This is a genomic window from Pseudoduganella albidiflava, from assembly GCF_004322755.1.
GTDB lineage: Bacteria > Pseudomonadota > Gammaproteobacteria > Burkholderiales > Burkholderiaceae_D > Rugamonas > Rugamonas albidiflava.
Genome location: NZ_CP036401.1, coordinates 1,389,611 through 1,415,951 on the forward strand (window position 1 = coordinate 1,389,611; position 26,341 = coordinate 1,415,951).

General features: G+C 66.0%; 22 protein-coding genes. 13 read left to right on the plus strand and 9 right to left on the minus strand.

The window, feature by feature from the left end; genetic code table 11:
* Positions 1-8 precede the first annotated feature (8 nt).
* Both EYF70_RS05940 and EYF70_RS31005 read right to left on the minus strand, forming a co-directional pair.
* Positions 9-1,427 (minus strand): CdiA C-terminal domain-containing protein, encoded by a 1,419-nt coding sequence (locus EYF70_RS05940; protein ID WP_131144582.1) that lies wholly within the window; start codon positions 1,425-1,427, stop codon positions 9-11.
* 409 nt (positions 1,428-1,836) lie between these two features.
* A complete protein-coding gene (locus EYF70_RS31005) occupies positions 1,837-2,220 on the minus strand; it encodes a Dabb family protein (protein WP_165497580.1) in 384 nt (127 codons plus the stop codon).
* A gap of 209 nt (positions 2,221-2,429) precedes the next feature.
* On the opposite strand from EYF70_RS31005, the gene EYF70_RS05950 reads away from it, so the two are divergent.
* Positions 2,430-3,635: a cation:proton antiporter gene (locus tag EYF70_RS05950; protein ID WP_131144584.1), complete on the plus strand. Its 1,206-nt coding sequence runs from the start codon at positions 2,430-2,432 to the stop codon at positions 3,633-3,635.
* Positions 3,636-3,841: 206 nt separating this feature from the next.
* Here the strand turns inward: EYF70_RS05950 and EYF70_RS05955 are convergent, their stop codons facing one another.
* The gene (locus EYF70_RS05955; RefSeq protein ID WP_131144585.1) at positions 3,842-5,899 is read right to left on the minus strand and encodes a putative bifunctional diguanylate cyclase/phosphodiesterase; all 2,058 of its coding nucleotides are present in this window, start codon (positions 5,897-5,899) and stop codon (positions 3,842-3,844) included.
* Between the two features lie 188 nt (positions 5,900-6,087).
* Entirely contained in the window at positions 6,088-6,483 is a 396-nt protein-coding gene (locus EYF70_RS05960) for a BlaI/MecI/CopY family transcriptional regulator (RefSeq protein ID WP_131144586.1), read from the minus strand.
* A gap of 312 nt (positions 6,484-6,795) precedes the next feature.
* Here EYF70_RS05960 and EYF70_RS05965 point away from each other — a divergent pair, with 312 nt between their 5' ends.
* The 6 genes from EYF70_RS05965 (at position 6,796) to EYF70_RS05990 (ending at position 14,894) form a co-directional block, all read left to right on the plus strand.
* The gene (locus EYF70_RS05965) at positions 6,796-9,651 is read left to right on the plus strand and encodes a 2-oxoglutarate dehydrogenase E1 component (RefSeq protein ID WP_131144587.1); all 2,856 of its coding nucleotides are present in this window, start codon (positions 6,796-6,798) and stop codon (positions 9,649-9,651) included.
* A 75-nt stretch (positions 9,652-9,726) separates the two neighbouring features.
* Entirely contained in the window at positions 9,727-10,995 is a 1,269-nt protein-coding gene (gene odhB / locus EYF70_RS05970; RefSeq protein ID WP_131144588.1) for a 2-oxoglutarate dehydrogenase complex dihydrolipoyllysine-residue succinyltransferase, read from the plus strand.
* Between the two features lie 201 nt (positions 10,996-11,196).
* The gene (locus tag EYF70_RS05975; RefSeq protein ID WP_131144589.1) at positions 11,197-11,553 is read left to right on the plus strand and encodes a PspC domain-containing protein; all 357 of its coding nucleotides are present in this window, start codon (positions 11,197-11,199) and stop codon (positions 11,551-11,553) included.
* A 1-nt stretch (position 11,554) separates the two neighbouring features.
* Entirely contained in the window at positions 11,555-12,988 is a 1,434-nt protein-coding gene (gene lpdA / locus EYF70_RS05980) for a dihydrolipoyl dehydrogenase (protein WP_131144590.1), read from the plus strand.
* Positions 12,989-13,080: 92 nt separating this feature from the next.
* The gene (gene zapE / locus EYF70_RS05985) at positions 13,081-14,178 is read left to right on the plus strand and encodes a cell division protein ZapE (protein WP_131144591.1); all 1,098 of its coding nucleotides are present in this window, start codon (positions 13,081-13,083) and stop codon (positions 14,176-14,178) included.
* A 35-nt stretch (positions 14,179-14,213) separates the two neighbouring features.
* Positions 14,214-14,894: a hypothetical protein gene (locus EYF70_RS05990; protein WP_131144592.1), complete on the plus strand. Its 681-nt coding sequence runs from the start codon at positions 14,214-14,216 to the stop codon at positions 14,892-14,894.
* Between the two features lie 240 nt (positions 14,895-15,134).
* Here the strand turns inward: EYF70_RS05990 and EYF70_RS05995 are convergent, their stop codons facing one another.
* From EYF70_RS05995 to EYF70_RS06005, 3 genes are all read right to left on the minus strand, one after another.
* Positions 15,135-15,551 (minus strand): organic hydroperoxide resistance protein, encoded by a 417-nt coding sequence (locus tag EYF70_RS05995; protein WP_131144593.1) that lies wholly within the window; start codon positions 15,549-15,551, stop codon positions 15,135-15,137.
* Between the two features lie 71 nt (positions 15,552-15,622).
* Positions 15,623-16,177, minus strand: a complete 555-nt coding sequence (locus tag EYF70_RS06000) for a thioredoxin family protein (RefSeq protein WP_131144594.1) — start codon at positions 16,175-16,177, stop codon at positions 15,623-15,625.
* 18 nt (positions 16,178-16,195) lie between these two features.
* Positions 16,196-16,876, minus strand: coding sequence for a cytochrome c biogenesis CcdA family protein (locus EYF70_RS06005; protein WP_131144595.1), 681 nt, complete (start codon positions 16,874-16,876; stop codon positions 16,196-16,198).
* A gap of 331 nt (positions 16,877-17,207) precedes the next feature.
* Between EYF70_RS06005 and EYF70_RS06010 the strand changes: the two genes are divergently transcribed.
* Both EYF70_RS06010 and EYF70_RS06015 read left to right on the plus strand, forming a co-directional pair.
* Positions 17,208-17,948: a response regulator gene (locus tag EYF70_RS06010; protein WP_131144596.1), complete on the plus strand. Its 741-nt coding sequence runs from the start codon at positions 17,208-17,210 to the stop codon at positions 17,946-17,948.
* A complete protein-coding gene (locus tag EYF70_RS06015) occupies positions 17,945-19,258 on the plus strand; it encodes an ATP-binding protein (protein WP_229420722.1) in 1,314 nt (437 codons plus the stop codon). The genes EYF70_RS06010 and EYF70_RS06015 overlap by 4 nt, the downstream gene beginning before the upstream one ends.
* Positions 19,259-19,292: 34 nt before the next feature.
* On the opposite strand, the gene EYF70_RS06020 is transcribed toward EYF70_RS06015, so the two are convergent.
* Together EYF70_RS06020 and EYF70_RS06025 are read right to left on the minus strand one after the other, a co-directional pair.
* Positions 19,293-20,294, minus strand: coding sequence for an eCIS core domain-containing protein (locus tag EYF70_RS06020; RefSeq protein WP_131144597.1), 1,002 nt, complete (start codon positions 20,292-20,294; stop codon positions 19,293-19,295).
* 89 nt (positions 20,295-20,383) lie between these two features.
* A complete protein-coding gene (locus EYF70_RS06025; RefSeq protein WP_131144598.1) occupies positions 20,384-21,136 on the minus strand; it encodes a PP2C family protein-serine/threonine phosphatase in 753 nt (250 codons plus the stop codon).
* Between the two features lie 160 nt (positions 21,137-21,296).
* On the opposite strand from EYF70_RS06025, the gene EYF70_RS06030 reads away from it, so the two are divergent.
* From EYF70_RS06030 to EYF70_RS06045, 4 genes are all read left to right on the plus strand, one after another.
* Positions 21,297-21,497 carry a YdcH family protein gene (locus EYF70_RS06030; RefSeq protein WP_131144599.1) on the plus strand — a complete coding sequence of 67 codons (201 nt, stop codon included), beginning with the start codon at positions 21,297-21,299 and terminating at the stop codon, positions 21,495-21,497.
* A gap of 38 nt (positions 21,498-21,535) precedes the next feature.
* Positions 21,536-23,581, plus strand: a complete 2,046-nt coding sequence (gene yoaA, locus EYF70_RS06035) for a DNA repair helicase YoaA (protein ID WP_131144600.1) — start codon at positions 21,536-21,538, stop codon at positions 23,579-23,581.
* Between the two features lie 151 nt (positions 23,582-23,732).
* Positions 23,733-24,338 carry a toll/interleukin-1 receptor domain-containing protein gene (locus EYF70_RS06040; protein ID WP_131144601.1) on the plus strand — a complete coding sequence of 202 codons (606 nt, stop codon included), beginning with the start codon at positions 23,733-23,735 and terminating at the stop codon, positions 24,336-24,338.
* A 113-nt stretch (positions 24,339-24,451) separates the two neighbouring features.
* Positions 24,452-26,305 carry a KGGVGR-motif variant AAA ATPase gene (locus EYF70_RS06045; protein WP_131144602.1) on the plus strand — a complete coding sequence of 618 codons (1,854 nt, stop codon included), beginning with the start codon at positions 24,452-24,454 and terminating at the stop codon, positions 26,303-26,305.
* Positions 26,306-26,341: the final 36 nt, after the last annotated feature.

Consider the following 26,341-nt stretch of genomic DNA (forward strand, 5'->3'; position numbering starts at 1 on the left):
GCTGTTCCTCAGGGCCAGAAGGGGATGACCTGGCCACCCTTGATGACGATGACTTCCTTGAGTCCTTCGACAGGATAGCTGCTTAACTGCTGTTTCATCGTCTCCAATGGAATGGGGCTGTCTTCCAGGTTCAGCACGATACGATCAGCTTGACCTCTTTTAACAGATTTCTGCTTCTCGCTCCAGACGTTGCGCGCGCGAGGACTTTCCGGAGCCTTGCAATCGAAACGCTTTCCCTCGATCAGGTAATCAGGCTTCATGGTGCCTGGCACTACCGGATTTTGTTGTACCTTGTAGCCGGCCTTGGCCAGGATGTCCGCAGACCGGTTTTCCGCTTCAAGGGAACGTACGGTGGCGGCGTCATCGTCTGCTGAAATCCGGGTGCGCTTGCCCGAGGGTTGATCGCCCAGGGGACCGGTTGGCTCCGTATGGCCGCGTGGAACCTTCCTTGCCGCCTGCGGACGGGTTTTCGCTTCCTCCGGAAGCCGGGTCTCGCCCGCGCCGGCCTTGGGCTGCGGTGCCGGTGGCGGGGCCGGCCGGGCTGGCTTTTGCGCGGGAGCCGACGGCGGTGGTTTGACCGGCGTGCCAGCCGTGCCACCCGTGCGACCTTTCGCTCTCGCAACCTTGCCGAGCAATGCGATAAAAGCGGCGACCCCCATGATGGCAATGGCTGCTGCCAGGTGAGCGGCAGCCTCGTCGAGCTCCCTCTCATCTGCGGCGGTACAGGTCTTGACAAGAAAATCGCCCAGCTCGCTAGCGACATCGAACACGGCCATCCCCAGGAATATGGCGCCACTGACCAGCAGCACGATATCGACGGCCTGCCCGACGCCAAAGGCGTGCGACCCGGCCCACACCACCAGGATACCGGCCATGAGCGCAAGATTGGCGGCACTCAACAGCGCGTCGAATTCCTGCCGCATGTTGCCGGGGAGTTTTGTCGCGGTCCGGCGCAATGCTTGAATGAACTTGTCATGCAATGGCCACTCCCACACATCGCTTGCACCAATGTGCAGGAGCGTCACGTTGCTCGCACCCGCCGCTGCCGGGTTGTCCGGGCGGATTGGCGATCCACCGGTGGCAACCTGCCCAGCGGTGCCGGCTTCCTGCTGAAGGGTGGCTTTGTCACCCTTCAGCAGGTGGTACCAGGTCTGCTTCCCGGCGACGCCGTCCGCCGAAATGGAAATGCCGCGCTGGTACTGGAGCACCGCCTGATGTGTGCGGGGGCCGAACTGACCGTCCACCGCGAGTCGCGGCGATGGCGTCAAGCGGGCATTGAGTTGCCGCTGCAGCTTTTGCACCGCCGTTCCCTGGCTGCCTTCGCGCAGCACATGAATCCTGGAGTCGGCGGAATTCGCGCGGGGAATCGGCGTGTTGCGTGATGTGCCGGATGGACCGATGCCATGGATGCTGCGAATGGTGACCATGGACGAGCCGACAGCACACGGGGCGACGTTCCGTCATCGATGTCGTGCACCTCCGGATCCCGGCCCAGGGGGCCGGGCATGCGCGAACCAGCCATCTCGCTCTCCCCGCGTGAAGATGCCTGTTGGTCCTGTAGCCCAATTCATTATAGGCGCTGCATTCGGGGGCGACGCTGTAAGTGTCGCAGCCGGCGCCCGGTCCCATGCTCGCCTTTCCGCTCCTGCCGCGATGTCGAACTGCTGCGGTTCATCCAGCGGCAAGCGGAATACTTGTCGAGTCCCGGTGTCGACTGGAATTGGAGCGCCTGGCGGGGAAGGCGGCCGGCGGCTGCCGGCAGCTGTCGATCGAGCTGGACCGCCTGGCGCAGTAGCGCGCCAGGGCAGCCGGTGATCTATCCGTGGCGCGACAGCCTCACGACACGCTGGCCAGTATCCTTGCCTGTTCTTCTTCCGGCCCCGGCCGCTGCTGCGCCCAGTAGTCGATGACGAGCGAGCGCTCCAGGCAGGTGCCGAGCGTTTTCACGAAGCGCACGTGATCGGGGTGGTTCAGGTAGTCGTCGCGCGCTTCGGCGCTGGTGAAGGTCAGTGCGAAGCAATGCGTGTAGCCATCGTTCAAGCCTTCCGGGCTGACGTTGGTGCCCGTTTCGTAGCCGACGATGCCGGGAATCGTGTCGGGCAGCTTGCCGAAGCCGCTCACCACGGCGTCGACGGCGTCGGCCGGGGCATCGTTCTTGAAGGCGAACAGCACGACATGGCGCAGCAGCGGGCGCGCGACAACGGTGGTTTCGGCAAGCATGGCGGTCGGGAAAAGTGGCAGACGGGTCCATCGTACACCGGCCACCCGCCGTGCCGCGCGCGACTTTGCGTTGTTGCGCATTTGCGCGAAAGTTTTCTCAACGGTATCCAATGGCTTGGCATTCTGGTATCGTCTCCCCCGCAATTTTTTTCGACCGGGCATTGCAATCCGCGTGCAACCCGCAGTCGATACGAGGCAAGGAGAGCACGATGCACATGGGTACCACCGAACTGTTTTTGATCGCGATGACGGCCATCGTCGGTATTCCATACCTGGTCTGGCGCCTGGGCGACACCGATTACTGGGCGCCGCTGGTCGTGGTGCAGACGGTGACGGGCATCGTGCTGGGCCCAGGCATCCTCGGCAAGGCCTTCCCCGAGTACTACAGCTTCGTGTTCACGCCAGCCGTCATCCATTGCCTGAATGGCCTGGCCTGGTGGGCCGTGATGCTGTTCGTGATGCTGGCCGGAATCGAGCTGGACCTGAAAAAGGCGTGGGCGCACCGCCGCGAAAGCTCGATCACGGCCGGCCTGGCGCTGGGCACGCCGCTGGTGCTGGGCTGCGTGGCGGCCGGCTGCCTGCTGGCGTTCGACGGCTGGGCCGGCACGCAGGCCGCCGGCTGGCAATTCGTCACCGGCGTGGGCATGGCCTGCGCCGTGACGGCGCTGCCGGTGCTGATCATGCTGATGGAAAAGCTGGAGATCCTGCGCCAGCCGCTGGGCCAGCGCGTGCTGCGCTATGCCAGCCTGGACGACCTGCTGGTCTGGGGCGTGCTGGCGCTGATCCTGCTGGAGTGGGAAAGGGTAGGGCGGCAGGCCGGCTTCATCGTGCTGTTCGTGCCGGTGACGATGCTGTTCCGCCGCCTGATGGAAAGGCTGGCCGAGCGCGACCGCTGGTTCGTGGCGCTGATCTGGCTGTGTCTCTGTTCGTTCGCGGCCGACTGGGCGGGCCTGCACTTCATGGTCGGTGCGTACCTGGCCGGCGCCGTGATGGATGCCGAGTGGTTCGGCGAGGAAAAGCTGGACAAGATGCGCCAGGTGCTGCTGCTGACGCTGATGCCGGTGTACTTCCTCAGCACGGGCTTGCGCACCAACTGGGCGGTGGGCGGCTATGCCGTGTTCGTTGCCGCCGGCGTGCTGTTGCTGGCATCCACCGCCGGCAAGCTGGCCGGCGCCCACGCGGCCGGCAAACTGCTGGGCTGGAGCCGCACCGAATCCTCGGTGATCGGCTGGCTGCTGCAGACCAAGGGGCTGGTGATGATCATCTTCGCCAATATCCTGCTCGACAAGGGCATCATTTCCAGCGAGACCTTCACGGCGCTGTTGCTGATGGCCGTGGGGAGCACGATGCTGACGGTGCCGGCGGTGTATCCGAAGCTGCGGGCGGCGGTGCAGCTGATCTTGAAGCCGGCTTGAGGCTTGCCGTGTCCGCCCCAGTGGCGGGAACCGGGTTCAGCCCCAGCGGCAGAGGCCGGTGTCACACCCAGCGGCAGAGGCCGGGGTCAGACCCCCAACGCCGCTGGCAGTGACCTCGTCGTTTGCGGGATCGGGGGTCTGACCCCAGGGGACGCCGTCGGCTGAGCCAAGGGGATGCCGTCGGCTTTTCCTGCGGCCCCTCCCGCTCAATGCGCCGCCAGCCATTCCTCCAGCGCGGGCCGCGTCATCGGCTGGCTGATGTAGTTGCCCTGCACGCTGGTGCAGCCGTTGGCGGCCAGGAAGTCGTGCTGGTCGCGCGTTTCGACACCGGTGGCCACCACGCGGATGTTGAGGTTGTTGCCGATGTCGAGCATGGTCTTGGCCAGCGCGCCGCTGCCGGGGATGCCGTCGATTTCCTGCACGCGCTGGCGCGTCATCTTCAACTGGCTGACGGGAAGCTGGCGCAGGCAGAACAGGTTGTTCATGCCGGCGCCGAATTCATCCACAGACAGGCGGATGCCCAGTTCCTGCAGGCCATTGGCCAGCCGCGTGGCCTGTTCCGGGTTGTTCATCAATTGTTCCTCGCGCATTTCCAACGTGAGGCTGGCCGGGTTCACGCCGTGGTGCGCCACGCGCCTGGCGATGTGGGGCAGGTAGTCGCGCTGGGAAAACTCGCGCGACGATGTGTTGATGGAAATCGGCAGGTCCGGAAAGCCCAGTTCGGCCAGCCGGCGCAGCGTGGAGCACACGTCTTCCAGCACGCGCCGCCCGAGCAGCACGATCAGGCCGCTTTCCTCCGCGTCGGGCAGGAAGTCGGCCGGCAGCAGCTCGCCCCGTTCCGGGTGGCGCCAGCGCAGCAGCGCCTCCACGCCCAGGATCTTGCCGCTGTCGACGGCCACGTGCGGCTGGAACAGCAGGTAGAGATCATCCCGTTCCAGCGCTTCGCGCAGTGCCACTTCCATGCGCTGGCGGGCGGCCGAGTTGTCCGCCATGCCGCGCGAATAGAAGTGCACGGCATCCGGTCCGCCGTGCTTGCCCTCGTACATCGCCGTATCGGCCGCCTGCAGCAGCTCGCCCGGCGTTCGGCCGTCGTCCGGCCAGACCGCCACGCCCATGCTGGCGCCCACCGACAGCATGCGGCCGTCGATGTCCATTTCCGGCGCCATCGCGCGCCGGATCCGCTCGATCATCTTCAGCGTGTAGCGCATGTTGGGCTGCGCCGCCAGCACCATCACGAATTCATCGCCGCCCAGGCGCGCCACCGTGTCCGATTCGCGCAGCGCCGATTGCAGGCGCTGGGCGACGCATTTGAGTACCTGGTCGCCGGCCGAATGGCCCATCGTGTCGTTGATTTCCTTGAACTTGTTCAAGTCCATCAGGATCACGGCCACCTTTTCCTGGTTGCGCTGGGCCGCCTGCACCGCGTGCTCGAGCCGGTCGCGCAGCAGCAGGCGGTTCGCCAGCCCGGTCAGCGGATCGTGCGTGACCAGGTGTTCGAGCTGGGCCGTGCGCTGCTTCAGGGAGGTGATGTCCTCGATGATGCCGATGAAATGCGTGACATGGCCGCCCGCGTCGCGCACCGGCGTGACCGACAGGTGGTTCCAGAACAGCTCGCCGCTCTTGCGCTTGTTGCGGAAGACCACGGTGGCGGTGCGGTGTTCCGCGATCGCATTCGCGAGGTAGGTGCGCTGGTCGTCGTCCATGCCGTGCGCGGCCATGAAGCGCGAATCGTGGTTGATGGCTTCCACGGCGGCATAGCCGCTGATGCGCTCGAACGCCGGGTTGACGTACTCGATCGGATTGTCGCGCCCTTCATGGCGCGTGATGACGATGCCGTTGTTGGCGGCCATCAGCGCACGCTCGAACAGTTCGAGCTTGTCGCGCTGGCGATAATGCCGCGTCAGGTCGACACCCATGCCGCACAGGTAGCGGCCGTCGCCGACGATCGACAGCCGCGAACCGACGAACAGGAAAGGCGTGGTGCCGCCATTGGCGTTACGCACCCGCGCTTCCACCTGCACCCGCTCGTCGCTCTGGAACACGGCGCAGAATGCGCGCGCGACCCGGGCGCGCATGTCCGGCTCGAACAGCTCGAGCATGTGGATCGAGCGCAGGCGCTCGGCCGACAGCCCGGTCACCTGCTCGAGTTGACGGTTCCATAAGACAAAGTAGCCGGACTCGTCCATTACATAGAAAGTCCCGGCCAGCAGGTCGATGACGTCCCGTAATGGCAGATTACCGACGAGCGCTGCCGCGCTTTCCATGCGATCTCCCCGAAGTACTTGTTGTTATTACCGCGTTATTGCCGAGCCTGCGTGCTGTCGGATGCCGGCAATCACACTGGAAAACATGGCCGCGCGCCGGCACGCTGCCATTTAAACAACGTGACTAAAGTATGGATGAAATTACAAAAATGTGACGCGCGGTTGCCGCGCATGGATGAGCAAGAGTTTCAGTCTGGAAGCCGCTCTTCGTCCAGCAGCGCGGAAATCTCGGCGCGCTCGCGGGCCGAGACGTGGCCGCCGCGCAGCGCCGCCAGTACCAGCGCCTTGCCGGAGCCGGCAAACGCCTTCTGGATCAGGTCCTTCAGCAGGTGGGTCTGCAGGCGATCCTGTTCCTCGGCGGGCGCGTACACATGGGCACGCGCACTCTCGTCGCGTGTGACGAGGCCCTTGCCGTGCATGACCTGGAGCAGCCGCAGCACGTTGGCATAGGTCAGCTCGGGACGGCCATCGAGGGCCGCCGCGTGCACCTGCTTCGCCGTGGCCGGGCCCAGCGCATACAGCAGGCGCAGCATCTCCAGTTCGGCGGGGGTGGGGCGGGGCTGCTTGGTGTGGGGCGTGCTCATGGCGGTCTTCCTGGGGGATCCGGAAGTAGAATAAATGATCTAGAAAGGGATGTCTACCGGAGCCGGCCCGAAGCCGCGGGTTTCCCCCGGAAAGAAGTGTCCAATTAACTCAATGGTGGTTGTTGCATCTCAAGGCAGCGTGCTATCCTAAGTGGCTATTTCTGGAAGCTTGGAAGTAAATTGTCTTTCGGGCAACCAAAGAGGTCCTTCCCCCACAACTTGATGTGCGATCCGCTAACCGGTCAGGCCGTGTCGCGGAAGGTTTGTATAACCCGCCCCATACTCGCGAAGCGCGAAGAAAGGTGAGCAAGAATGATGCAGCAACAGACGTCCAACTCCTACCTGTTTGGTGGGAATGCGCCGTACGTAGAGGAACTCTACGAAGCGTACCTGGAAAACCCGGGCTCCGTGCCCGACAATTGGCGCGCTTATTTCGACGCGATGCAGCACGTGCCTGCCGTCGACGGCTCGAACAAACCCGACGTCAACCACTCCTCCGTGATCGCTTCGTTCGCCGAGCGTGCGAAAGCCGGCCCGATCCGCACCGTGACCGCGACGGCGGACGCCGAGATGGGCCGCAAGCGCGTGGCCGCCACCCAGCTGATCGCAGCCTACCGCTACCTGGGCTCTCGCTGGGCCAACCTCGATCCGCTGCAGCGCCAGGAGCGCCCGGCGATCCCGGAACTGGATCCGACCTCGTACGGTTTCACCGACGCGGACATGGACACCGTGTTCAACATCAGCAACACCTATTTCGGTCCGGAAACCGCATCGCTGCGCGACCTGCTGAACTACCTGCGCGAAACGTACACCCGTTCGATCGGCGCGGAGTTCATGTACATTTCCGACCCGGCCGAGAAGCGCTGGCTGCAGGAGCGCCTGGAGTCGATCCGCTCGACGCCGAACTTCACGGCCGAAAAGAAAAAGCACATCCTGGAACGCCTGACGGCCGCCGAAGGCCTCGAGCGCTACCTGCACACCAAGTACGTGGGCCAGAAACGCTTCTCGCTGGAAGGCGGCGAAACGTTCATCGCCTCGATGGATGAGATCATCCAGCGCGCCGGCGAAAAGGGCGTGCAGGAAATCGTCATCGGCATGGCCCACCGCGGCCGCCTGAACGTGCTGGTCAACACCCTGGGCAAGGCACCGAAGGACCTGTTCGAAGAATTCGAAGGCAAGCATGGCGACGACCTGCCGGCCGGCGACGTGAAATACCACCAGGGCTTCTCGTCGGACATCTCCACCGCCGGTGGCCCGGTCCACCTGTCGCTGGCGTTCAACCCGTCGCACCTGGAAATCGTCAACCCGGTGGTCGAAGGTTCCGTCAAGGCGCGCATGGACCGCCGCGGCGATACGCAAGGCGCGCAAGTGCTGCCGATCCTGGTGCACGGCGACGCGGCATTCGCCGGCCAGGGCGTGGTGATGGAAACGCTGAACCTGGCGCAGACCCGCGGCTACGGCACGGGCGGCACGGTGCACATCGTGATCAACAACCAGATCGGCTTCACCACGTCCGACCCGCGCGACGCGCGTTCGACGATCTATTGCTCCGACGTCGTGAAGATGATCGAGGCACCGGTGCTGCACGTGAACGCGGACGATCCTGAAGCGGTCGTGCTGGCTTCGCAGATCGCGCTGGACTACCGCGCGCAGTTCCAGAAAGACATCGTCGTCGACATTATCTGCTACCGCAAGCTGGGTCACAACGAGCAGGATACCCCGGCGCTGACGCAGCCGCTGATGTACAAGAAGATCGCGCAACACCCTGGCACCCGCCGCCTGTACGCCGACAAGCTGGCGGCCCAGGGCGTGATCCCGGCCGACGGCGGCGACCAGATGGTGGCCGCGTACCGCAATGCGATGGACGCCGGCAAGCACACCGTCGATCCGGTCATCTCGAACTTCAAGAACAAGTTCGCCGTCGACTGGCTGCCGTTCCTGAACCGCAAGTGGACCGACGCGGCCGACACCGCCGTGCCGCTGACGGAACTGAAGCGCCTGGCCGGCCGCATCACCACGGTGCCGGAAGGCTTCAAGGTGCACTCGCTGGTGGAAAAAGTGCTGGCCGACCGCGCCAACATGGGTAAAGGTGAACTGAACCTGGACTGGGGCATGGGCGAACACCTGGCCTACGCGTCGCTGGTATCGTCCGGCTACGCCGTGCGCCTGACCGGCCAGGATGCCGGCCGCGGCACGTTCACGCACCGCCACGCCGTGCTGCACGACCAGAACCGCGAGCGCTGGGATGCCGGCACCTACGTGCCGCTGCAGAACATCTCCGAAAACCAGGCACCGTTCACCGTCATCGACTCCGTGCTGTCGGAAGAAGCGGTGCTGGGCTTCGAATACGGCTACTCGACCGCCGAGCCGAACACGCTGACGATCTGGGAAGCCCAGTTCGGCGACTTCGTCAACGGTGCCCAGGTGGTGATCGACCAGTTCATCAGCTCCGGCGAAGTGAAGTGGGGCCGCGCCTCCGGCCTGGTGATGCTGCTGCCGCACGGCTACGAAGGCCAGGGTCCGGAACACTCGTCCGCCCGCCCTGAGCGCTTCCTGCAGCTGTGCGCAGAGAACAACATGCAGGTGGTGCAGCCGACCACGGCCGCGCAGATCTTCCACCTGCTGCGCCGCCAGATGGTGCGCCAGTTCCGCAAGCCGCTGGTCGTGATGACCCCGAAATCGCTGCTGCGCAACAAGGATGCCGGTTCGCCGCTGTCCGACCTGGCCAAGGGTGCGTTCCAGACCGTGATCGGCGAGACCGACGACAAGATCGATGCGAAGAAGGTCAAGCGCGTGATCGCCTGCTCCGGCAAGGTGTATTACGACCTGGCCAATGCCCGCAAGACCCGCGGCCAGACCGATACGGCCATCATCCGTGTCGAACAGCTGTACCCGTTCCCGCACAAGGCGTTCGCCGCCGAACTGAAGAAGTTCCCGGCACTGACCGAAGTGGTGTGGGCGCAGGACGAGCCGCAGAACCAGGGTCCATGGTTCCAGATCCAGCACAACATCTTCGAGTCCATGGAAGCGGGCCAGCGCCTGGCGTACGCCGGCCGCCCAGCCTCCGCGTCGCCGGCTGTCGGCTACTACGACAAGCACTACGCCCAGCAGAAAGAACTGCTGGAAACGGCGTTCTCGAAGCTGAAGGGCTTCATCCTGACCAAGTAAGCACAGTACGCCGCGCGGCCCTTCGAGGGCCGCGCGGCAGCAACGCATCTATCGAATTCACGGAGTAACAACAACATGGCACAAATCGAAGTCAAAGTTCCTCAGCTGTCGGAATCCGTCGCCGAAGCGACCCTGCTGGCCTGGCACAAGCGCGTCGGCGACACCGTTGCACGCGATGAAAACCTGATCGACATCGAAACCGACAAAGTGGTCCTGGAACTGCCGGCACCAAGCGCCGGCGTGATCGTGCAGATCATTCAGAACGACGGCGCCACCGTGGTGGCCGACCAAGTGATCGCCATCATCGACACCGAAGCCACTGCCAAGGTATCGCCGATCCCTGTTTCCGCCGCACCGGTCGCCGCCGAAGCCGCACCGACCCCGGCGCCCGCCGCAGCCGCTGCGCCCGCCACCGGTGGCGCGAAAGGCGACGTGGCCATGCCGGCCGCCGCCAAGATCCTGTCCGAAAAAGGCCTGTCCGCGACCGACGTGTCCGGCTCCGGCAAGGATGGCCGCGTGACCAAGGGCGATGCCCTGGCCGCTTCCGCCAAGCCTGCCGCCGCGCCGGCACCGGCCGCCGCGCCAGCCGCCGCCAAGCCCGCGCTGCAGAAGATCGCCGCACCGGTCAGCCTGAACCTGGGCGACCGTCCGGAAGAGCGCGTGCCGATGAGCCGCCTGCGCGCCCGTATCGCCGAGCGCCTGGTCGAATCGCAATCCACCAACGCCATCCTGACCACCTTCAACGAGGTGAACATGAAGCCGGTGATGGACCTGCGCAACAAGTACAAGGACAAGTTCGAGAAAGAGCACGGCGTCAAGCTGGGCTTCATGTCGTTCTTCGTCAAGGCCGCCGTGGCCGCCCTGAAGAAGTACCCGATCCTGAACGCTTCGGTCGACGGTAACGACATCGTCTACCACGGCTACTTCGACATCGGTATCGCCGTCGGCTCGCCGCGCGGCCTGGTGGTGCCGATCCTGCGCAACGCCGACCAGATGACGATCGCCGAGATCGAGAAGAAGATCGGCGAATTCGGCCAGAAAGCCAAGGAAGGCAAGCTGACGCTGGACGACCTGACCGGCGGCACGTTCTCGATCTCGAACGGCGGTACCTTCGGCTCCATGCTGTCGACCCCGATCATCAACCCGCCGCAGTCGGCGATCCTGGGCGTGCACGCGACCAAGGACCGCGCCGTGGTGGAGGATGGCCAGATCGTGATCCGCCCGATGAACTACCTGGCGATGTCGTACGACCACCGTATCATCGACGGCCGCGAAGCCGTGCTGGGCCTGGTGGCGATGAAGGAAGCGCTGGAAGATCCGGCGCGCCTGCTGCTGGACCTGTAATCGGTATCGAAGAGTAGGTAAATCACCGGCGTCCGTTCGGCCTCGCGGCTGGACGGAGCCGGTGTCGGACACCTTCAGGTGTCGGACACCGGTTTTCATGCCGACGCTAACGAGGCATTGGCAAAACCGGAGGCAGTCCCCAGGTACCCGGGGGCAGGCCCCGAGACCTCGGCAGCCAACGTCGCACCTTGGGAGCCGACAATGACCATCTCCGACGAAATCCGCCGCCTGCACGAACTCCACCAGGCCGGTGCGCTGACCGACGCGGAATTCGCGCGTGCCAAGGAACGGCTGCTGGACGGCGCGCCCGGCCAGCCGGCCGGCGACGGCGACCTGGCCAGCGAGTTTTCCAGGCTGCGGCGCTCGCGCGTCAACCGCTGGCTGGGCGGCGTGTGCGGCGGGCTGGGACGCGCTTCCGGTGTCGATGCATGGATCTGGCGCCTCGTGTTCGTGCTGTTCACGATCTCGTTCGGCTTCGGGCTGGTGATTTACATTCTGTTGTGGATATTCGTCCCGGAGGAAGAACCTCTTCCCGGCGGCGACATAATTGGAAAATGACATGAGTACTAAACAATTCGACGTAGTGGTGATCGGTGCCGGCCCCGGCGGCTATATCGCGGCAATCCGCGCGGCGCAGCTGGGCTTTTCGGTGGCATGTATCGATGAATGGGCCAATGAAAAAGGCGGCCCGGCACCGGGCGGCACCTGCACCAACGTCGGCTGCATTCCGTCCAAGGCACTGCTGCAATCGTCCGAGCACTTCGAGCATGCCGGCCACGCGTTCAAGGAGCACGGCATCGAAGTGTCCGGCCTGGCGCTGAACCTGGGCCAGATGCTCAAGCGCAAGAACGGCGTCGTGAAGCAGAACAACGACGGCATCCTGTACCTGTTCAAGAAAAACAAGGTGACCTTCTTCCACGGCCGCGGCGCATTCGGCGGCGCAGCCGGTGCCGAGGGCTATCCGATCGAGATCTCCGGCCCGACTACCGAGACCATCACCGGCAAGCAGGTGATCGTGGCGACCGGTTCCAACGCGCGCGCACTGCCGGGCGCACCGTTCGATGAAAAGCTGATCCTGTCGAACACGGGCGCGCTGGCCATCGAGGAAGTGCCGGCCAAGCTGGGCGTGATCGGCGCCGGCGTGATCGGCCTGGAAATGGGTTCCGTGTGGCGCCGCCTGGGTTCCGACGTGACCGTGCTGGAAGGCCTGCCGACCTTCCTGGGCGCCGTGGACGAGCAGATCGCCAAGGAAGCGCACAAGATGTTCACCAAGCAGGGCCTGAAGATCAGCCTGGGCGTGAAGGTGGACTCCGTGACCGCGGGCGAGAACAACGTGACCGTGAAGTACGCGGACGCGTCGGGCGCCGCCCAGGAAGCCATGTTCGACAAGCTGATCGTCTCGATCGGCCGTACCCCGAACACGAATGGCCTGGCTGCCGACAAGGCCGGCCTGGCGCTGGACGAACGCGGCTTCATCGCCGTGGACGACGAGTGCAAGACCAACCTGCCGAACGTATGGGCGATCGGCGACGTGGTGCGTGGCCCGATGCTGGCGCACAAGGCGGAAGAAGAGGGCGTTGCCGTGGCCGAGCGTATCGCCGGCCAGCATGGCCACACCAACTTCGACACGATTCCATGGGTGATCTACACGTCGCCTGAAATCGCGTGGGTCGGCAAGACCGAGCAGCAGCTGAAGGCGGCCGGCACCGCGTACAAGGCCGGTACCTTCCCGTTCCTGGCCAACGGCCGCGCGCGCGCACTGGGCGATACCTCGGGCATGGTGAAGTTCCTGGCCGATGCAACCACCGACGAGATCCTGGGCGTGCACATCGTGGGCCCGATGGCGTCCGAGCTGATTTCCGAAGCCGTGGTGGCGATGGAGTTCAAGGCTTCGGCCGAGGACATCGCCCGTATCTGCCACGCGCACCCGTCGCTGTCGGAAGCCACCAAGGAAGCGGCACTGGCCGTCGACAAGCGCACGCTGAACTTCTAAGCCTGTCTTAGATATCCTCCGGGCCGGCCGTGCTGGGTCGTTGATCGACCCACCACTGTCGGCCCGGTGTTTTTGTACGAACCGAATCTGTCATGAACGTCCTCGAGTTTTACCAGCACGCGCTGGAACAGCGCAACTTCAAGCCCGATGAAGCCCAGCGCCGCGCCGTGGAACGGCTGCAGCAATGCTACGACGAATGGGTGGAATACAAGGCGCAGCGCTCGAACAGCTTCAAGCGCCTGATCAACCGTCCCGACGTGCCGCGCGGCGTGTACATGTGGGGCGGCGTGGGCCGCGGCAAATCGTTCCTGATGGATTCGTTCTATTCGGTGGTGCCGGTGGTGCGCAAGACGCGCCTGCACTTCCATGAATTCATGCGCGCCGTGCACATCCAGCTCGACGAGCTGATGGGTATCGCCGACCCGCTCGACGAGGTGGCGAAACGGATCGCGAAAAAGTACCGGCTGATCTGCTTCGACGAATTCCACGTCTCCGACGTGGCCGATGCGATGATCCTGTACAACCTGATGAAGGCGCTGTACGACAATGGCGTGTCGTTCATCATGACCTCGAACTACGAGCCGTCGACCCTGTACCCGGACGGCCTGCACCGCGACCGCATCCTGCCCACCATCGCGCTGCTGAAGGATCGCATGGACGTGATGAACGTCGATGCCGGCGTGGACTACCGCGGGCGCGCGCTGGAACAGGTGCAGGCGTACTACATGCCGCTGAACGCGGCCACCGATGCCAAGCTGCGCGAGGCGTTCACCAGGCTGGCCGATACGCAGGAAGAAGATTCGCACGTGTCGGTCGAGGGGCGCGAACTGCATGCGCTGCGCCGCGCCGGTACCGTGATCTGGTTCGATTTCCAGACGCTGTGCGGCGGCCCCCGCTCGCAGAACGACTACCTGGAGATCGCCAGCCGGTTCCATACCGTGATATTGTCCGGTGTGCCGATGATGTCGGCCGGCCAGTCGTCCGAAGCGCGCCGCTTCACCTGGCTGATCGACGTGTTCTATGACCAGGGCGTGAAGCTGATCATGTCCGCCGAGGTGGAGCCGGAAGAGCTGTACACCTCGGGCATGCTGGCCAACGAATTCCACCGCACCGTGTCGCGCATCGTCGAGATGCAGTCGCGCGAGTACATGGAAAAGGCGCAGCGTGGCGGTGCCGCGGCACTGACCTGACCTGCAGCGGGAATCTACGGATCGAAATGATGGCAATGCACTTGAAAGCTTGGATGTGGATGGGCGGCCTGTTGCTGGCCGGTGGCGCGCTGGCGCAGGCGGATGCGCCGACACAGGTACGGTCGGTCGAGCAGGCCGATGCGATCCTGGCGGAGGTGGCCAGGGAGCGCGCCGCGGCGGAGGCAAGCTACGCCGAGAGCGAGCAGGTGTGCTACACCAAATTCTTCGTCAATAACTGCCTGGACAAGGCCAAGGAACAGCGCCGCGAGCGGCTGGCCGACCTGCGCACGCGCGAGATCGACGCGAACTATTTCAAGCGCAAGAGCGCCGTCGAGTTGCGCGACCGTGAACTGCACGACCGCAACGAGCGCGACGCCGCCGAGGAAGCTTCACGCGCCGCCAACCCGCCGGCCCCGCATGCCGACCCTGCCGACAAGCCCCGTCCGCAACCGGCCGGCAAGCTTCCCGCCCAGCGGCAGGCCGAGCACGCCGCCCGCGAAAAGCAGCGTGCCACGGAAGCGGCGGCCGAAGCGGGCGAGCGCGCCCGCAAGGTCGAGGCATACGAGCAAAAGCAGGTCGACGCCGCCGAGCGCCAGAAGCGCGTCGCCGAAAAGCAGGCCGAACGCGCCGCCAAGCGCGCCAAGCGCGAAGCCGACGAAGCCGCGAAGAAGGCGGCCGAAGCGGAGCGGGCAAAGCAGAACGCGCAGGGCAGGTAAGCCCCTGTCGTACACCAGGGAGCCGGCAGCGATGCCGGCTTTTTTTTTGCCGGCATGTTTCCATCAACCGGGGTCAGACCCCGATTTTTGGAAATTTTGTGTCACGCATCCTTAAAGAAGGTTAATTCCTGGGGCGTCGCTGTCTTCGAGCTGCACGGGGCAGTGTGCGCCGATCGCTGCTGGCAAGGCCCGGATGTTTCCTGAAACCGGGGTCTGACCCCGGTTGCAGGAAACTTTTGCTCACAGCAAAGCCAGCGTGACGCCGATGTTGCCGCGCGTGGCTTTCGAGTACGGGCAATTCGCGTGGGCATTGTCGACGATGGCCTGGGCGGTGTCGCGTGGCAGGCCGGGCAGGCTGATGGACAGCCGCGCCTGCAGGAAGTAGCCGCCGGTGCCCGTGCCGAGGTCCACCTCGGCGTGTACGCCTGTGTCCTTCGGCAGCGCCACTTTCAGCTGGGCCGCGGCAAGTCCCATGGCGCCGATGAAGCAGGCGGACCAGCCGGCGGCGAACAGCTGCTCGGGGTTGGTGCCGTTGCCGGCGGCGCCGGGCGGCGCGAGGAGGATGTCGAGGCGGCCGTCGTCGCTGCGGGCGGTGCCGTTGCGCCCCCCGGTAGTGGTGGTTCGGCCGGTGTACAGGACTTTGTCGATCTGGCTCATGGTGTCTTTCTTTCCTTGTCCGGCGTGAGAGGATGGGCAGCGCGGCCGGTATCGCGGCTACCCGCGAACGGTCAGGGCTTCTCGGCCAGCAACGCGCGGATGGTGGCTTCGGTCCTGGCGTAGGCGCCTTCGCCGAAGTGCGTGTAGACCACTTGCCCTTTCTTGTCGATCAGGTAGACGGCCGGCCAGTACTGGTTGCTGTAGGCATTCCAGGTGGCGTAGCGGTTGTCCTGCGCGACCGGGTAGGTGATGTCGAAGCGGCCGATGGCTTTCTTCACGTTGCTGGCGCTGCGCTCGAACGGGAACTCGGGCGTGTGCACGCCGACCACGACGAGCCCCTGGTCCTTGTACTTGCGGTGCCATTCCGTGACGTGCGGCAGCGTGCGGATGCAGTTGATGCAGGTGTAGGTCCAGAAATCGACCAGCACCACCTTGCCGCGCAACTGCTGCATCGTCAGCGGCGCGCTGTTGTGCCATTGCTCGATGCCGGCGAAGTCGGGCGCCTTCGCGGGTGCGGAGGCGGGAAGGGGCGCGGCGGCCGCGCTGGTGCCGGGCAGGGCGATGGCGAGGGTGGCCGCGAGGGCCGCGGCGACGCCGGCGTTGACGAAGTTGACGATGGTACGCATGTTCAGGGTCCTTTCAGCTCAGAAGAAATCGGGGAAGTAGTCGGCGGCCTTGGCATAGATCAGCACGTCGTATTGCAGGTACATGGCCAGCGCGGTGGCGACGATCAGCACGCCGAACACCTGCTGCAGCCGGGCGCTGTGGCGGGCCAGCAGGCGCACCCGCCCGGTGACGGCCTGGCCGCCCAGCAGGATCGCCAGCATCGGCACGGCGGCGCCGACCGCGTACAGGAACAGCAGCCAGGCCGAGCGCGCGATATCCTGCGCGCCAGCCACCAGCACCAGGATCGAGGCCAGCACGGGGCCGGCGCACGGTGTCCACACCGCGCCCAGCGAGGCGCCCAGCAGGAAGCCACCGCTGGCCGAGTCCCGGAATGACGGCAGGGGGAACGCGGGCAGCTTCGCCATCAGCCAGTCGTACGGCCTGCTCCAGATGCGCAGCAGGCCGAAGCCGCCGAGCAGCAGCAGGGAGGCGTTGCGCAGCGTTTCCTGGGCCACGTGCACAGCGCTCGACGCCGCGCCCAGCAGCAGGCCGAACGCGGTGAAGGTGACGATGAAGCCGGCCATCGTCATGAAGGGCCGGTTGCGGCCCGATGCCCCGGCGGCGCTGCCGAACAGGATCGGCAGCACGGGCAGGATGCAGGGCGAGGCGACGGTGAATACGCCGGCGGCCAGGGCCAGCGGTGCTTCGAGGTGGTTCATGGCGGATTTCCAGTGAGTGGCGATGGGTCCATTGGACCGCCGCCACGTATCCGCGATGTGTCGCGCGACGGGGAGAAGTGAAACGCCACATGTCCGCAAGCGGGCCGGATACATTGGCATACAAAGGCCGCTTCCCGGTCGGCTATAAAGCAGCCATGGAGGCTGCACATGACGAAACGAATGAAGCCGGCCGCGGGGCCGGTCGCGCGGTTCAGGCGCCTGTTGGCGGCCCTGCTGTTTGCCGGCGCGGGCATCGCCGGCGAGCTGCATTACCCGGGACCCTGTCCTTTGGTGACAGTACAAGTGAAACGCCGTTTGCTAAGATGATGCGATGAACGATTCCGACCATGTATTGATCGTCGATGACGACCGCGGTATCCGCGAACTGCTTGCCACCTACCTGGAAAAGGAAGGCATGCGAACGACGGCGGCGGCGAACGGCCGCCAGATGCGCGCCGCGCTGGAAGCCGCCACGCCGGACCTGATCGTGCTGGACCTGATGCTGCCGGGCGAGGATGGCCTGGCGCTGTGCCGCGAGCTGCGCGCCGGCAAGCACCGCAACGTGCCCGTGCTGATGCTGACCGCGCGCGGCGACGAGGTGGACCGCATCATCGGCCTGGAGATGGGCGCCGACGACTACCTTGCCAAGCCGTTCGGCGTGCGCGAGCTGCTGGCCCGCATCCGCGCGGTGCTGCGCCGCACGCGCATGCTGCCGCCGAACATCCAGGTGACGGAAAGCGCGCAGATGCTGGGCTTCGGCGAATGGCGGCTCGACACCACGCACCGGCACCTGCTCGACGAGCAGGGCACGATGGTGGCGCTGTCCGGCGCCGAGTACCGGCTGCTGCGGGTGTTCCTCGACCATCCGCAGCGCGTGCTGACGCGCGACCAGCTGATGAACCTCACGCAGGGCAAGAACGCGGACATCTACGACCGCTCGATCGACCTGCTGGTGAGCCGCCTGCGCCAGCGCCTGGGCGACGGCGCGCGCGAACCGCGCTACATCAAGACGCTGCGCAACGAGGGCTATGTGTTCTCGTCCGCCGTGACGCTGCTGGCGGACCCGCCGTGACCTTCCCGGTCCCGCGCAGCCTGTTCGCGCGCATCACGCTGATCCTGTGCCTGGGCCTGGCCGCGGCGCAGGGGCTGTCGAGCTGGCTGACGATGATGGAGCGTGACCGCGCCACCCTGGACATCATGACCGGCTATGTGGAGCGGGAAGTGGTGACGTCGGTGGCGCTGCTCGACCACCTGCCGGGGGCCGAGCGGGAACGCTGGCTGCCGCAGCTCGCGCGGCGCAGCTACCGCTTCATCCTCGGGCCCGGCATTACCGGCGTGACGCCGGATGCGGAACTGTCGCAACGCTTCGCAACCGCGATCACGGACGGCATCGGCAAGCGCTATGCGCTCACCGTGAATGCGGTGCCGGGCGATGCCGAACGTTTCCAGGTGCACCTGGCACTGTCGGACGGCATGCCGCTGACGATCGACATGCGGCCGATGGCCGGCGCGCCGCTGTCCGGCTGGCTGCCCGCGCTGCTGGCGATGCAGCTGATCCTGCTGGGCTTGTGCTGCTGGTTCGCGGTGCGCCTGGCGACGCGCCCCTTGCACCAGCTGGCGCAGGCCGCCGACGGGCTGGGGCCCGAGCTGCAGGCCACCCGGCTGCCGGAAGACGGGCCGTCCGAGGTGGCGCGCGCGGCACGCGCGTTCAATGCGATGCAGGAGCGCATCGCGCTGTACGTGGCCGAACGGATCCGCATCCTCGCGGCGATCTCGCATGACCTGCAGACGCCGATCACGCGGATGCGGATGCGCGTGGACATGATGGACGACAGCGCGGACCAGGACCGCTTGCGGCAGGACTTGCGCGAGCTGGAAACGCTGGTGAAGGAAGGCATCGCCTACGCGAAGACACTGCACGGCGCGCAGGAAGAAGCATGCCGGATCGACCCGGATGCGCTGATCGACAGCCTGGTGTGCGACTACATCGATGCCGGGCAGGCGGTGACCCTGCGCGGCACGATCGGCATGCCGCTCGTCACGAAGCCGCAGGCGTTGAAGCGCATCCTGGGCAACCTCGTCGACAACGCGTTGAAATTCGGCGGCGCGGCCGAGGTGGAAGTGGCCCGCGCCGACGGCGGCCGGGTGGCGATCGGCGTGCTGGACCGCGGGCCCGGCATTCCGGAGGAAGAACTGGCGGCGGTGTTCGAGCCCTTCGTGCGTCTGGAAACGTCGCGCAACCGCGATACCGGCGGCACCGGGCTCGGCTTGTCGATCGTGCGGCAGCTGGCCACCACGCTGGGCGCCGAGATCGTGTTGCGGAACCGCGAAGGAGGCGGGCTGCTAGCGCTGGTCTTGTTGAGCGATCTCGGCCCGGCCTGAAGGTGTCCGCGGCTGGCAACCGGCGTGGATGCCCTTACAGCATGAGCCCGCAGGCGACGTGGCAAGTGCGCCGGCAGGGTCCGTCAGCCTCGTCGATCGTGTCGTCACAACACTCGTGGCAGGATTCCTCGTCGTCGGATTCCGCCATGCACGGGTCGGCACAGCGCCGCTGCCGGTCGTCAGGCGCGGGTTCGGGCGGACGGGGCTCCGGCTCCGGGCTGTCCGGCCAGCTGACCTGGAAGTGCAGCACGCCGCGCGTTGGGTGCACCCACCTTTCCCAGTGGCGCGCACCCATGAAGTGATCGGGACCGCAAAACACGAATCCGGCGGCACGCAGCTGCTCGCGGGACCGGTTGCGGATATTGTCCCAGCCATACAGGGGCTCGCGCATCCTGCACACCTCGGCCGGGGACATTTCCTGCCGGTCGATGCGGCGCGCCTGCGTGGATGCGGCACCCGCGTGGCCGTGGCCCTGCTGCACCACGTGGGCCAGTTCGTGCGCCAGCAGGTGCGCGCCGCGGCTGCTGGCGGGGCCGTATTCGCCGGGCGCGAACACGATATGGCTGCCGAAGGTGTAGGCGCGGGCCTGCACCGCGTGCGCGGCGACCGAGCCGGTATGCAGGCGGACACCGCTGAAGTCCTGCCCGAAGCGGGGCTCGTAGAAAGCGCGCAGTTCGCGCGGCAGCGGTGCGCCGCCGCTGCTTGCTTCCGCTTCCGCGACGGTGGCGGCTTCCCGTTCGATCCCGGCACTGCCGGCCGTGCCCGTCGCGCCGATCGCGCCGGGGCTGGCGCCGCCGGGCGAGCGCATCACGTGGTCCGCCATGCGGTCCGCTTCGTGTTCGCTGGCATCGCCAGCCGAGCTGACGCTGGCCTTGCGCTGCAGCGGGATCCCGGCACAGCGGGGACAGCTGCCGCCGCAAGCGCAGGCATCGGCCGAGCGGGACGGGGCATGCGTGCCGTGTGAAGCGGCGGCCGGCATGGCGTGCATGCCAGCCGGTGCATGGCGTCTGGTCGACTCGGCGGTGCGGAGGAACATGATGTGTCTCCCGCGCAACGGCGAGGCGCTGTCGCGGCCCGCTTCGTTGCGCTTCCCTCATTCTAGACGCTGGGGAGCGCAGGGGAAGGTCACGCCACCAGTTTCAGGATCGCCATCGTGCAGTTGTCGCCGTTGCCGCCGGCGCGCTCGCTCACCTTGCCGACCAGCAGCTCGGCGGCCTGGCGCGGCGTGCGGCGCGACACGGCGGCGGCCAGTTCGCCATCGGCGAACCAGGGCCACAGGCCGTCCGTGCACAGCAGGAAGCCGTCGCCGGCTTGCAGGTCCCGGCGCGCACCCAGCGACACGAACGGTGCCTTGAATCGGTTGCCCAGCACATTGTTCAGCAGGCGCGAGCCGCGATGCCGGCGCGCGGCGGCTTCGGACAGGCCATCCGTGGCGACCAGGTGGTCGATGTAGGCGGCGTCGCCCGTTTTTTCGGCGGGCGCGCCGTTGGCGAAACGATACAGCCGGGTGTCTCCTACCGTGGCCCAGACCGCCTGGCGATCCGGTGTCAGGACCAGCAGCGCCATCGTCGACTGGGCATCGGCGGCCTCCGGCAGCGGATTCATCAGCAATACCTCGTGCGTTTCCTGGGCGATGGCGCGCAACAGCTGGCCGATCCGGTCGATGCCGGACGTGTCGCCGCGGAACTCGTCGAACAGCTGTTTGCTCGTATGCAGCAGTTGCTCGGCGCCGGCGCCATTCGCGGCACCGCCGTCGCCGACCACGGCCATGACATAGCCGGGTGCCTGGGCGGCGGTGAACAGGGCGGCGCGGTCATGCTGGTAAGGGCGGTGGCCCAGGTGCTGGGCGGTGCCGGCTTCGAGTTTGTAAGTGCTCATGATGGCGGGAATCATGCTCCCTGCTTCTTTCCAATGCTTATGTGGGTTAAACTATGCACCGGTAAGCAATTTGATGGCAAGCAATTGTTGCCACACGGATTGTTGCAATATTGGCAGGTGACGTCGTAAGCCCCGGCCCCACACTGGTAGCGAATTCCCCATGAAGAACGAAGAAGAGATTCAGCGCCGCATCGTCGAGCTGGACGTCGAACATCGCGACCTGGATGCGGTGATCGAAATGCTGACGCGCGACGGCCATCACGACCAGCTGCAGCTGCGTCGTTTGAAGAAGCGCAAGCTGCAACTGAAAGATTACATCACGCTGTTGAAGATGCAGCTGGTGCCCGACGTACCCGCCTGATTTCCCAGATTCCACGCAATAGCCGGACAACAAGCACAGTGACTGACCACGACCAGACGCCAGCCGTCCCCGACGGCAATGGCGACGCATCCACTTCCGCCGCCGTTTCCGCGGACGCTCCCGGCAAATACGATGCCGAGGTGGAGCGGCTGTTCGGCGTCGGCGGCCCGCTGGGCCCGGCGGTCGGCGGTTTTCGTCCCCGCAAATCGCAAACCGAAATGGCCAAGGCCATCGCGCAAGCCATTTCCGAACAGCAGACCCTGATCGCCGAGGCGGGTACCGGCACGGGCAAGACGTTCGCCTACCTGGTGCCGGCGCTGATGTGGGGCGGCAAGACGATCGTCTCGACCGGGACCAAGAACCTGCAGGACCAGCTGTTCCAGCGCGATATTCCCACCGTGCGCGCGGCGCTGAAGGCGCCCGTGTCGGTGGCGCTGCTGAAGGGGCGCGGCAACTACCTGTGCCACTACCACCTGGAGCGCACGCTGGCCAATGGCCGGATGACGTCGCGCGAGGATGTCGGCTACCTGCGCGAAATCTCGCGCTTCCTGAAGATGACGCAGACCGGCGACAAGGCCGAACTGGCGCGGGTGCCGGAAAACGCGCCGGTGTGGAACCTGGTCACGTCGACGCGCGAGAACTGCCTCGGCCAGGAGTGCCAGTACAACCAGGATTGCTTCGTGCTGAAGGCGCGGCGCGAGGCGCAGCAGGCCGACGTGGTGGTCGTCAACCACCACCTGTTCTTTGCCGACGTGGCGCTGAAGGATACCGGCGTGGCCGAACTGCTGCCGTCGGCGAACACCATCATCTTCGACGAGGCGCACCAGTTGCCCGATACCGCCACGCTGTTCTTCGGCGAGACGGTGTCGACCAGCCAGGTGCTGGAACTGTGCCGCGACGTGCTGGCCGAAGGCCTGGCCCACGCCCGTGACGGTGCCAACTGGGCCGGCGTGGTCTCCGTGGTGGAAAAGGCGGCGCGTGACTTGCGGCTGACCTTCCCGCAGGACGTGGTGCGGCTGTCGCTGCCGCAGATCGCGCCATCGTCGGACTTCTTCCCGGCGCTGGAAAAGCTCAAGGAAGAACTGGACGGAATGCTCGAAGTGCTGGAAGGGCAGGCGCAACGCGCCGAAACCATCGAGCATTGCCGCACGCGCGGCCTGGAACTGGCGCAGAAGTACAAGGACTGGACCTACGACCCGAAGGTGAAGGTGCCGCCGGGGCAGGAAGCGGTGTACTGGGTGGAGGCGTTCGCCAGCTCGCTGCAGCTGCACAAGACGCCGCTGTCGATCGCGCAGATCTTCAGCAACCAGCGCGAAGGCACGCCGCGCAGCTGGATCTTCACCTCGGCCACGCTGGCCGTGAAAAACGACTTCAAGCATTTTTCCCACCAGCTGGGGCTGTACGACGAACCGGCCATGTCGTGGCCGAGCCCGTTCAACTACGCGGAGCAGGGCATCCTGTATGTGCCGCAGGGCTTGCCCGATCCGAATTCGCTGGGCTACACGGACGCGGTGCTCGATTGCGCGCTGCCCGTCATCGAGGCGGCCGGCGGGCGCACCTTCCTGCTGTGCACCACGCTGCGCGCGGTGAAGCGGGCGGCGGAACGCCTGCGCGACGAATTCGAGCGGCGCGGCCTGAAGTTTCCGCTGTTCGTGCAGGGCGACCGGGGCCGCACCGAGTTGCTCGACCAGTTCCGCAAGGCCGGCAACGGCGTGCTGATCGGCAGCCAGAGCTTCTGGGAAGGCGTCGACGTGCGCGGCGAGGCGCTGTCGCTGGTGATCATCGACAAGCTGCCGTTCGCCCCGCCGGACGATCCGGTGCTGGCCGCGCGCATCGAGGTGATGGAAAAGAAGGGCATGAATGGTTTCGTCCACCACACGCTGCCCGAGGCGATCATTAACCTGAAGCAGGGCGCCGGCCGCCTGATCCGCGACGAAGGCGATCGCGGCGTGCTGATGCTGTGCGACCCGCGCGTGATCACCAAGCCCTATGGCCGCCGCATCTGGCAAAGCCTGCCGCCGTTCAAGCGCACGCGCGAGCAGGCCGAGGTGATCGCCTTCTTCCAGCCGCCTGAAGCCCCCTGATTTTCCCGCTCGCGCAGCCGTTTGACTGCGCATTCAAATTGCAAATAAGGTTTGCGCGAGCGCAAAGTAACCGTTGACCAGCTTGTTACAGTGGGCCGCAGCAGTTACATAAAAAAACTCCATGATCAGGGGAGAAACAGGAGAGGACGACATGACGATCCGCTATGGCTGTTTCTTCAGCTATGCCCACGGCCAGCACGCCTATATGAGGGAGTTCCGCAACGCCCTCGTGGACGCGCTGCGCTGCTATCTCGAACCACACCTCGATACGGAAGCCGAACTGTTCGTCGACAGCGAGCAGCTCGGTGGCGGCGACGATCCCGATGCGCGCATCGCGCGCGCCATGTGTGAAAGCGTCTGCATGATCATGATCTACACGCCCAAGTACGAGGCCCATGCCTATACCCGGCGTGAATTCGCCGCCATGCAGATGATCGAGGCCGAGCGCCGCACCTGGTATCCGCTGCCCAGCCACCTGATCATCCCCGTGGTGATGACCCGGCATCCGATCGGCCTGCCGCCGCAGATCAGCGAACCGGGTTTTTACGTGGACTTTTCGCGCTACACGCTGGCCACCGGCGACCTGAAGACCAATCCCGATTTCTTGCCGGACATCGACAGGATCGTGCAGCGCATCGTCGCCCATTATCACTACCTGAAGTACAGCATTCCGCCCGGGCACGACTGCGACCGGTTCACCTTGCCGCCGGCGCCGCCCGAGTGGCGCCCGGTGCCGCCGCCGCACTTTCCCCGCTGAAGCCTGGCAGCCGGCTGCGAGCGCTGTCGCCCGGCGTCGCCACGCGTGCATCTCCACGTCTCCAGTGTCTGTTTTTTCCCTCTCTTGCAGGGTCAACCATATAAGGGCTCGCCATGGAAACGCACCGACTGTCTCTACCGCCGCTGGACGAACCCGGCGAAGTCGCCACCTTCTATTCGCACAAGGGTGGCGCGGGCCGGACCATGGCGCTGGCCAACCTTGCCGTGATGCTGGCACGCCGCGACAACGCGACCGTGCCCACCCTGGTGATCGACTGGGACCTGGAGGCGCCGGGCCTGCACCACTACTTCAGGCCGGTCGGGGACGGGCCGGGCGTGCTGGAACTGTTCGAGGCCTGCCGCGACCAGCTGCTGCGCCGCACGCGCCTGGCCGCCGGGCACGATGACGCGGCGCTGGCCCAGGCCGTGCTGGACGCGGTCGGCTGGGAGCAGTACGTGACCCGGGCGGACAATGGCCGCCCGCTGTACATGATGCGCGCCGGCCGGCAGGATGCGAGTTACGCGGAACGGCTCGCGCGGCTGGACTGGGAAGCGCTGTTCGACGCTTGCCCGGCGCTGTTCCGCGTATTCGCCGACAACCTGGCGCGCCGTTTCCGCCACGTGCTGGTCGACTCGGGCTCGGAGCGCAGCGGCACGGCGGGCATCTGCACGACCCTGCTACCGACCAAGCTGGTGCTGGTGTTCGCGCCGAACCGCCAGCACCTGGAAGGCATCGAAGCGCTGGTGCAGCGCGCCACCACCTGGCGCCGCAGCCACGAGGAGGAGCAGCGCCAGATGCTGATCTACCCGCTGCCTTCGCGCATCGCGATGGACGATGCGGCCCACCGCGCGCTGTGGCGGCGCGGCGATCCCGAACGGGGGATCGCCGGCTACCAGCCGCTGTTCGAACGCGCGTTCGCCGAGGCATACGGCATGTCGCGCATGTCGCTGGAAAGCTATTTCGACGAGGTGCAACTGCAGCAGGCGCGCAGCCTGGCGTGCGGCGAGCCGTTGCCGGTATATGCCGACGAGGAAGACGACCGTTTCTCCGTCACGCGCACATTCCAGGCATTCCTCGGCTGGTTCCTCGGCGGCTATCGGCCATGGCAATCGCGCGACGAGATTCCGCTGCTGGCCGCGGTGGCGCAGGGCCGGGCGGCGATGGAGCGCGGCGGCGGGCGCGGTGTTTCACTGCCGCTGGCGCGCGACCTGGCCCGCCTGGGCGAGCTGTACCGCCGTGAAGGCCGGCTGGAACCGGCTGGCGCCTGCCTGGAAGAGAGCCTGTCGCTGCACGTGCTGATCCTCGGCGACGACCATGTCGACGCGCTGGCCAGCAAGGCGGCACTGGCCGACCTGCTGTTCGAACAGGGGAAATACGGCGAAGCGCAATTCCTGCAGGAAGCCGTGCTAGAGGTGCGTGAAAAACTGTTCGGTGCCGGCGCGCCGGTGACGCTGGAGGCGGCGTCCGCGCTGGCGGCAACGCTGGCGCAGCTGAACCAGATTCCCGATGCGCTGGCGTTGCAGGATGCGGTGATCGACGCCCATCAGCGCCAGCTGGGCCACGAGCACCTGGCCACCGTCGAAAGCCTGGCGGTCCGTGCCGATATCCTGTGCCATGGCGAACAACTCGCCGGCGCCGTGGAATTGCTCGAACAGGTGCTGGCGCTGCGCAGCCGGCTGCTGGGACCCGAGCATGCGGACACGGTGCGCACCCGCAAGGTGCTGGCCCACACGCGCACCCGGTCAAAACACCCCGAAACGCCGGCCGGGCGGGACATCCATGCCCACGATGGCGGGCAGGAGCGGAGAACCGGATGGGGCACGGAGACAGCGCACGAGCGGGCGCGCGACGGCAACGGTGCCGCCGCCGAGCAGCCGCATGCCGCGTACCCGGCAAGCCTGGGGCGCCGGGGCAGCCCGGACGAGCTGGCGGTGGATGGCGACGTGTCGCCGTCGCGCCTGCGCTGAAAGCGCCACAATTTTCAGCATGGTCGCGCATCCGCA

Excerpts from the sequence above, each read along its gene's own strand:
- EYF70_RS05940 (WP_131144582.1), bottom strand. The coding sequence starts at position 1,427 with ATGGTCACCATTCGCAGCATCCATGGCATCGGTCCATCCGGCACATCA.
- EYF70_RS31005 (WP_165497580.1), bottom strand. The coding sequence starts at position 2,220 with ATGCTTGCCGAAACCACCGTTGTCGCGCGCCCGCTGCTGCGCCATGTC.
- EYF70_RS05950 (WP_131144584.1), top strand. The coding sequence starts at position 2,430 with ATGCACATGGGTACCACCGAACTGTTTTTGATCGCGATGACGGCCATC.
- EYF70_RS05955 (WP_131144585.1), bottom strand. The coding sequence starts at position 5,899 with ATGGAAAGCGCGGCAGCGCTCGTCGGTAATCTGCCATTACGGGACGTC.
- EYF70_RS05960 (WP_131144586.1), bottom strand. The coding sequence starts at position 6,483 with ATGAGCACGCCCCACACCAAGCAGCCCCGCCCCACCCCCGCCGAACTG.
- EYF70_RS05965 (WP_131144587.1), top strand. The coding sequence starts at position 6,796 with ATGATGCAGCAACAGACGTCCAACTCCTACCTGTTTGGTGGGAATGCG.
- odhB (WP_131144588.1), top strand. The coding sequence starts at position 9,727 with ATGGCACAAATCGAAGTCAAAGTTCCTCAGCTGTCGGAATCCGTCGCC.
- EYF70_RS05975 (WP_131144589.1), top strand. The coding sequence starts at position 11,197 with ATGACCATCTCCGACGAAATCCGCCGCCTGCACGAACTCCACCAGGCC.
- lpdA (WP_131144590.1), top strand. The coding sequence starts at position 11,555 with ATGAGTACTAAACAATTCGACGTAGTGGTGATCGGTGCCGGCCCCGGC.
- zapE (WP_131144591.1), top strand. The coding sequence starts at position 13,081 with ATGAACGTCCTCGAGTTTTACCAGCACGCGCTGGAACAGCGCAACTTC.
- EYF70_RS05990 (WP_131144592.1), top strand. The coding sequence starts at position 14,214 with ATGCACTTGAAAGCTTGGATGTGGATGGGCGGCCTGTTGCTGGCCGGT.
- EYF70_RS05995 (WP_131144593.1), bottom strand. The coding sequence starts at position 15,551 with ATGAGCCAGATCGACAAAGTCCTGTACACCGGCCGAACCACCACTACC.
- EYF70_RS06000 (WP_131144594.1), bottom strand. The coding sequence starts at position 16,177 with ATGCGTACCATCGTCAACTTCGTCAACGCCGGCGTCGCCGCGGCCCTC.
- EYF70_RS06005 (WP_131144595.1), bottom strand. The coding sequence starts at position 16,876 with ATGAACCACCTCGAAGCACCGCTGGCCCTGGCCGCCGGCGTATTCACC.
- EYF70_RS06010 (WP_131144596.1), top strand. The coding sequence starts at position 17,208 with ATGAACGATTCCGACCATGTATTGATCGTCGATGACGACCGCGGTATC.
- EYF70_RS06020 (WP_131144597.1), bottom strand. The coding sequence starts at position 20,294 with ATGTTCCTCCGCACCGCCGAGTCGACCAGACGCCATGCACCGGCTGGC.
- EYF70_RS06025 (WP_131144598.1), bottom strand. The coding sequence starts at position 21,136 with ATGAGCACTTACAAACTCGAAGCCGGCACCGCCCAGCACCTGGGCCAC.
- EYF70_RS06030 (WP_131144599.1), top strand. The coding sequence starts at position 21,297 with ATGAAGAACGAAGAAGAGATTCAGCGCCGCATCGTCGAGCTGGACGTC.
- EYF70_RS06040 (WP_131144601.1), top strand. The coding sequence starts at position 23,733 with ATGACGATCCGCTATGGCTGTTTCTTCAGCTATGCCCACGGCCAGCAC.
- EYF70_RS06045 (WP_131144602.1), top strand. The coding sequence starts at position 24,452 with ATGGAAACGCACCGACTGTCTCTACCGCCGCTGGACGAACCCGGCGAA.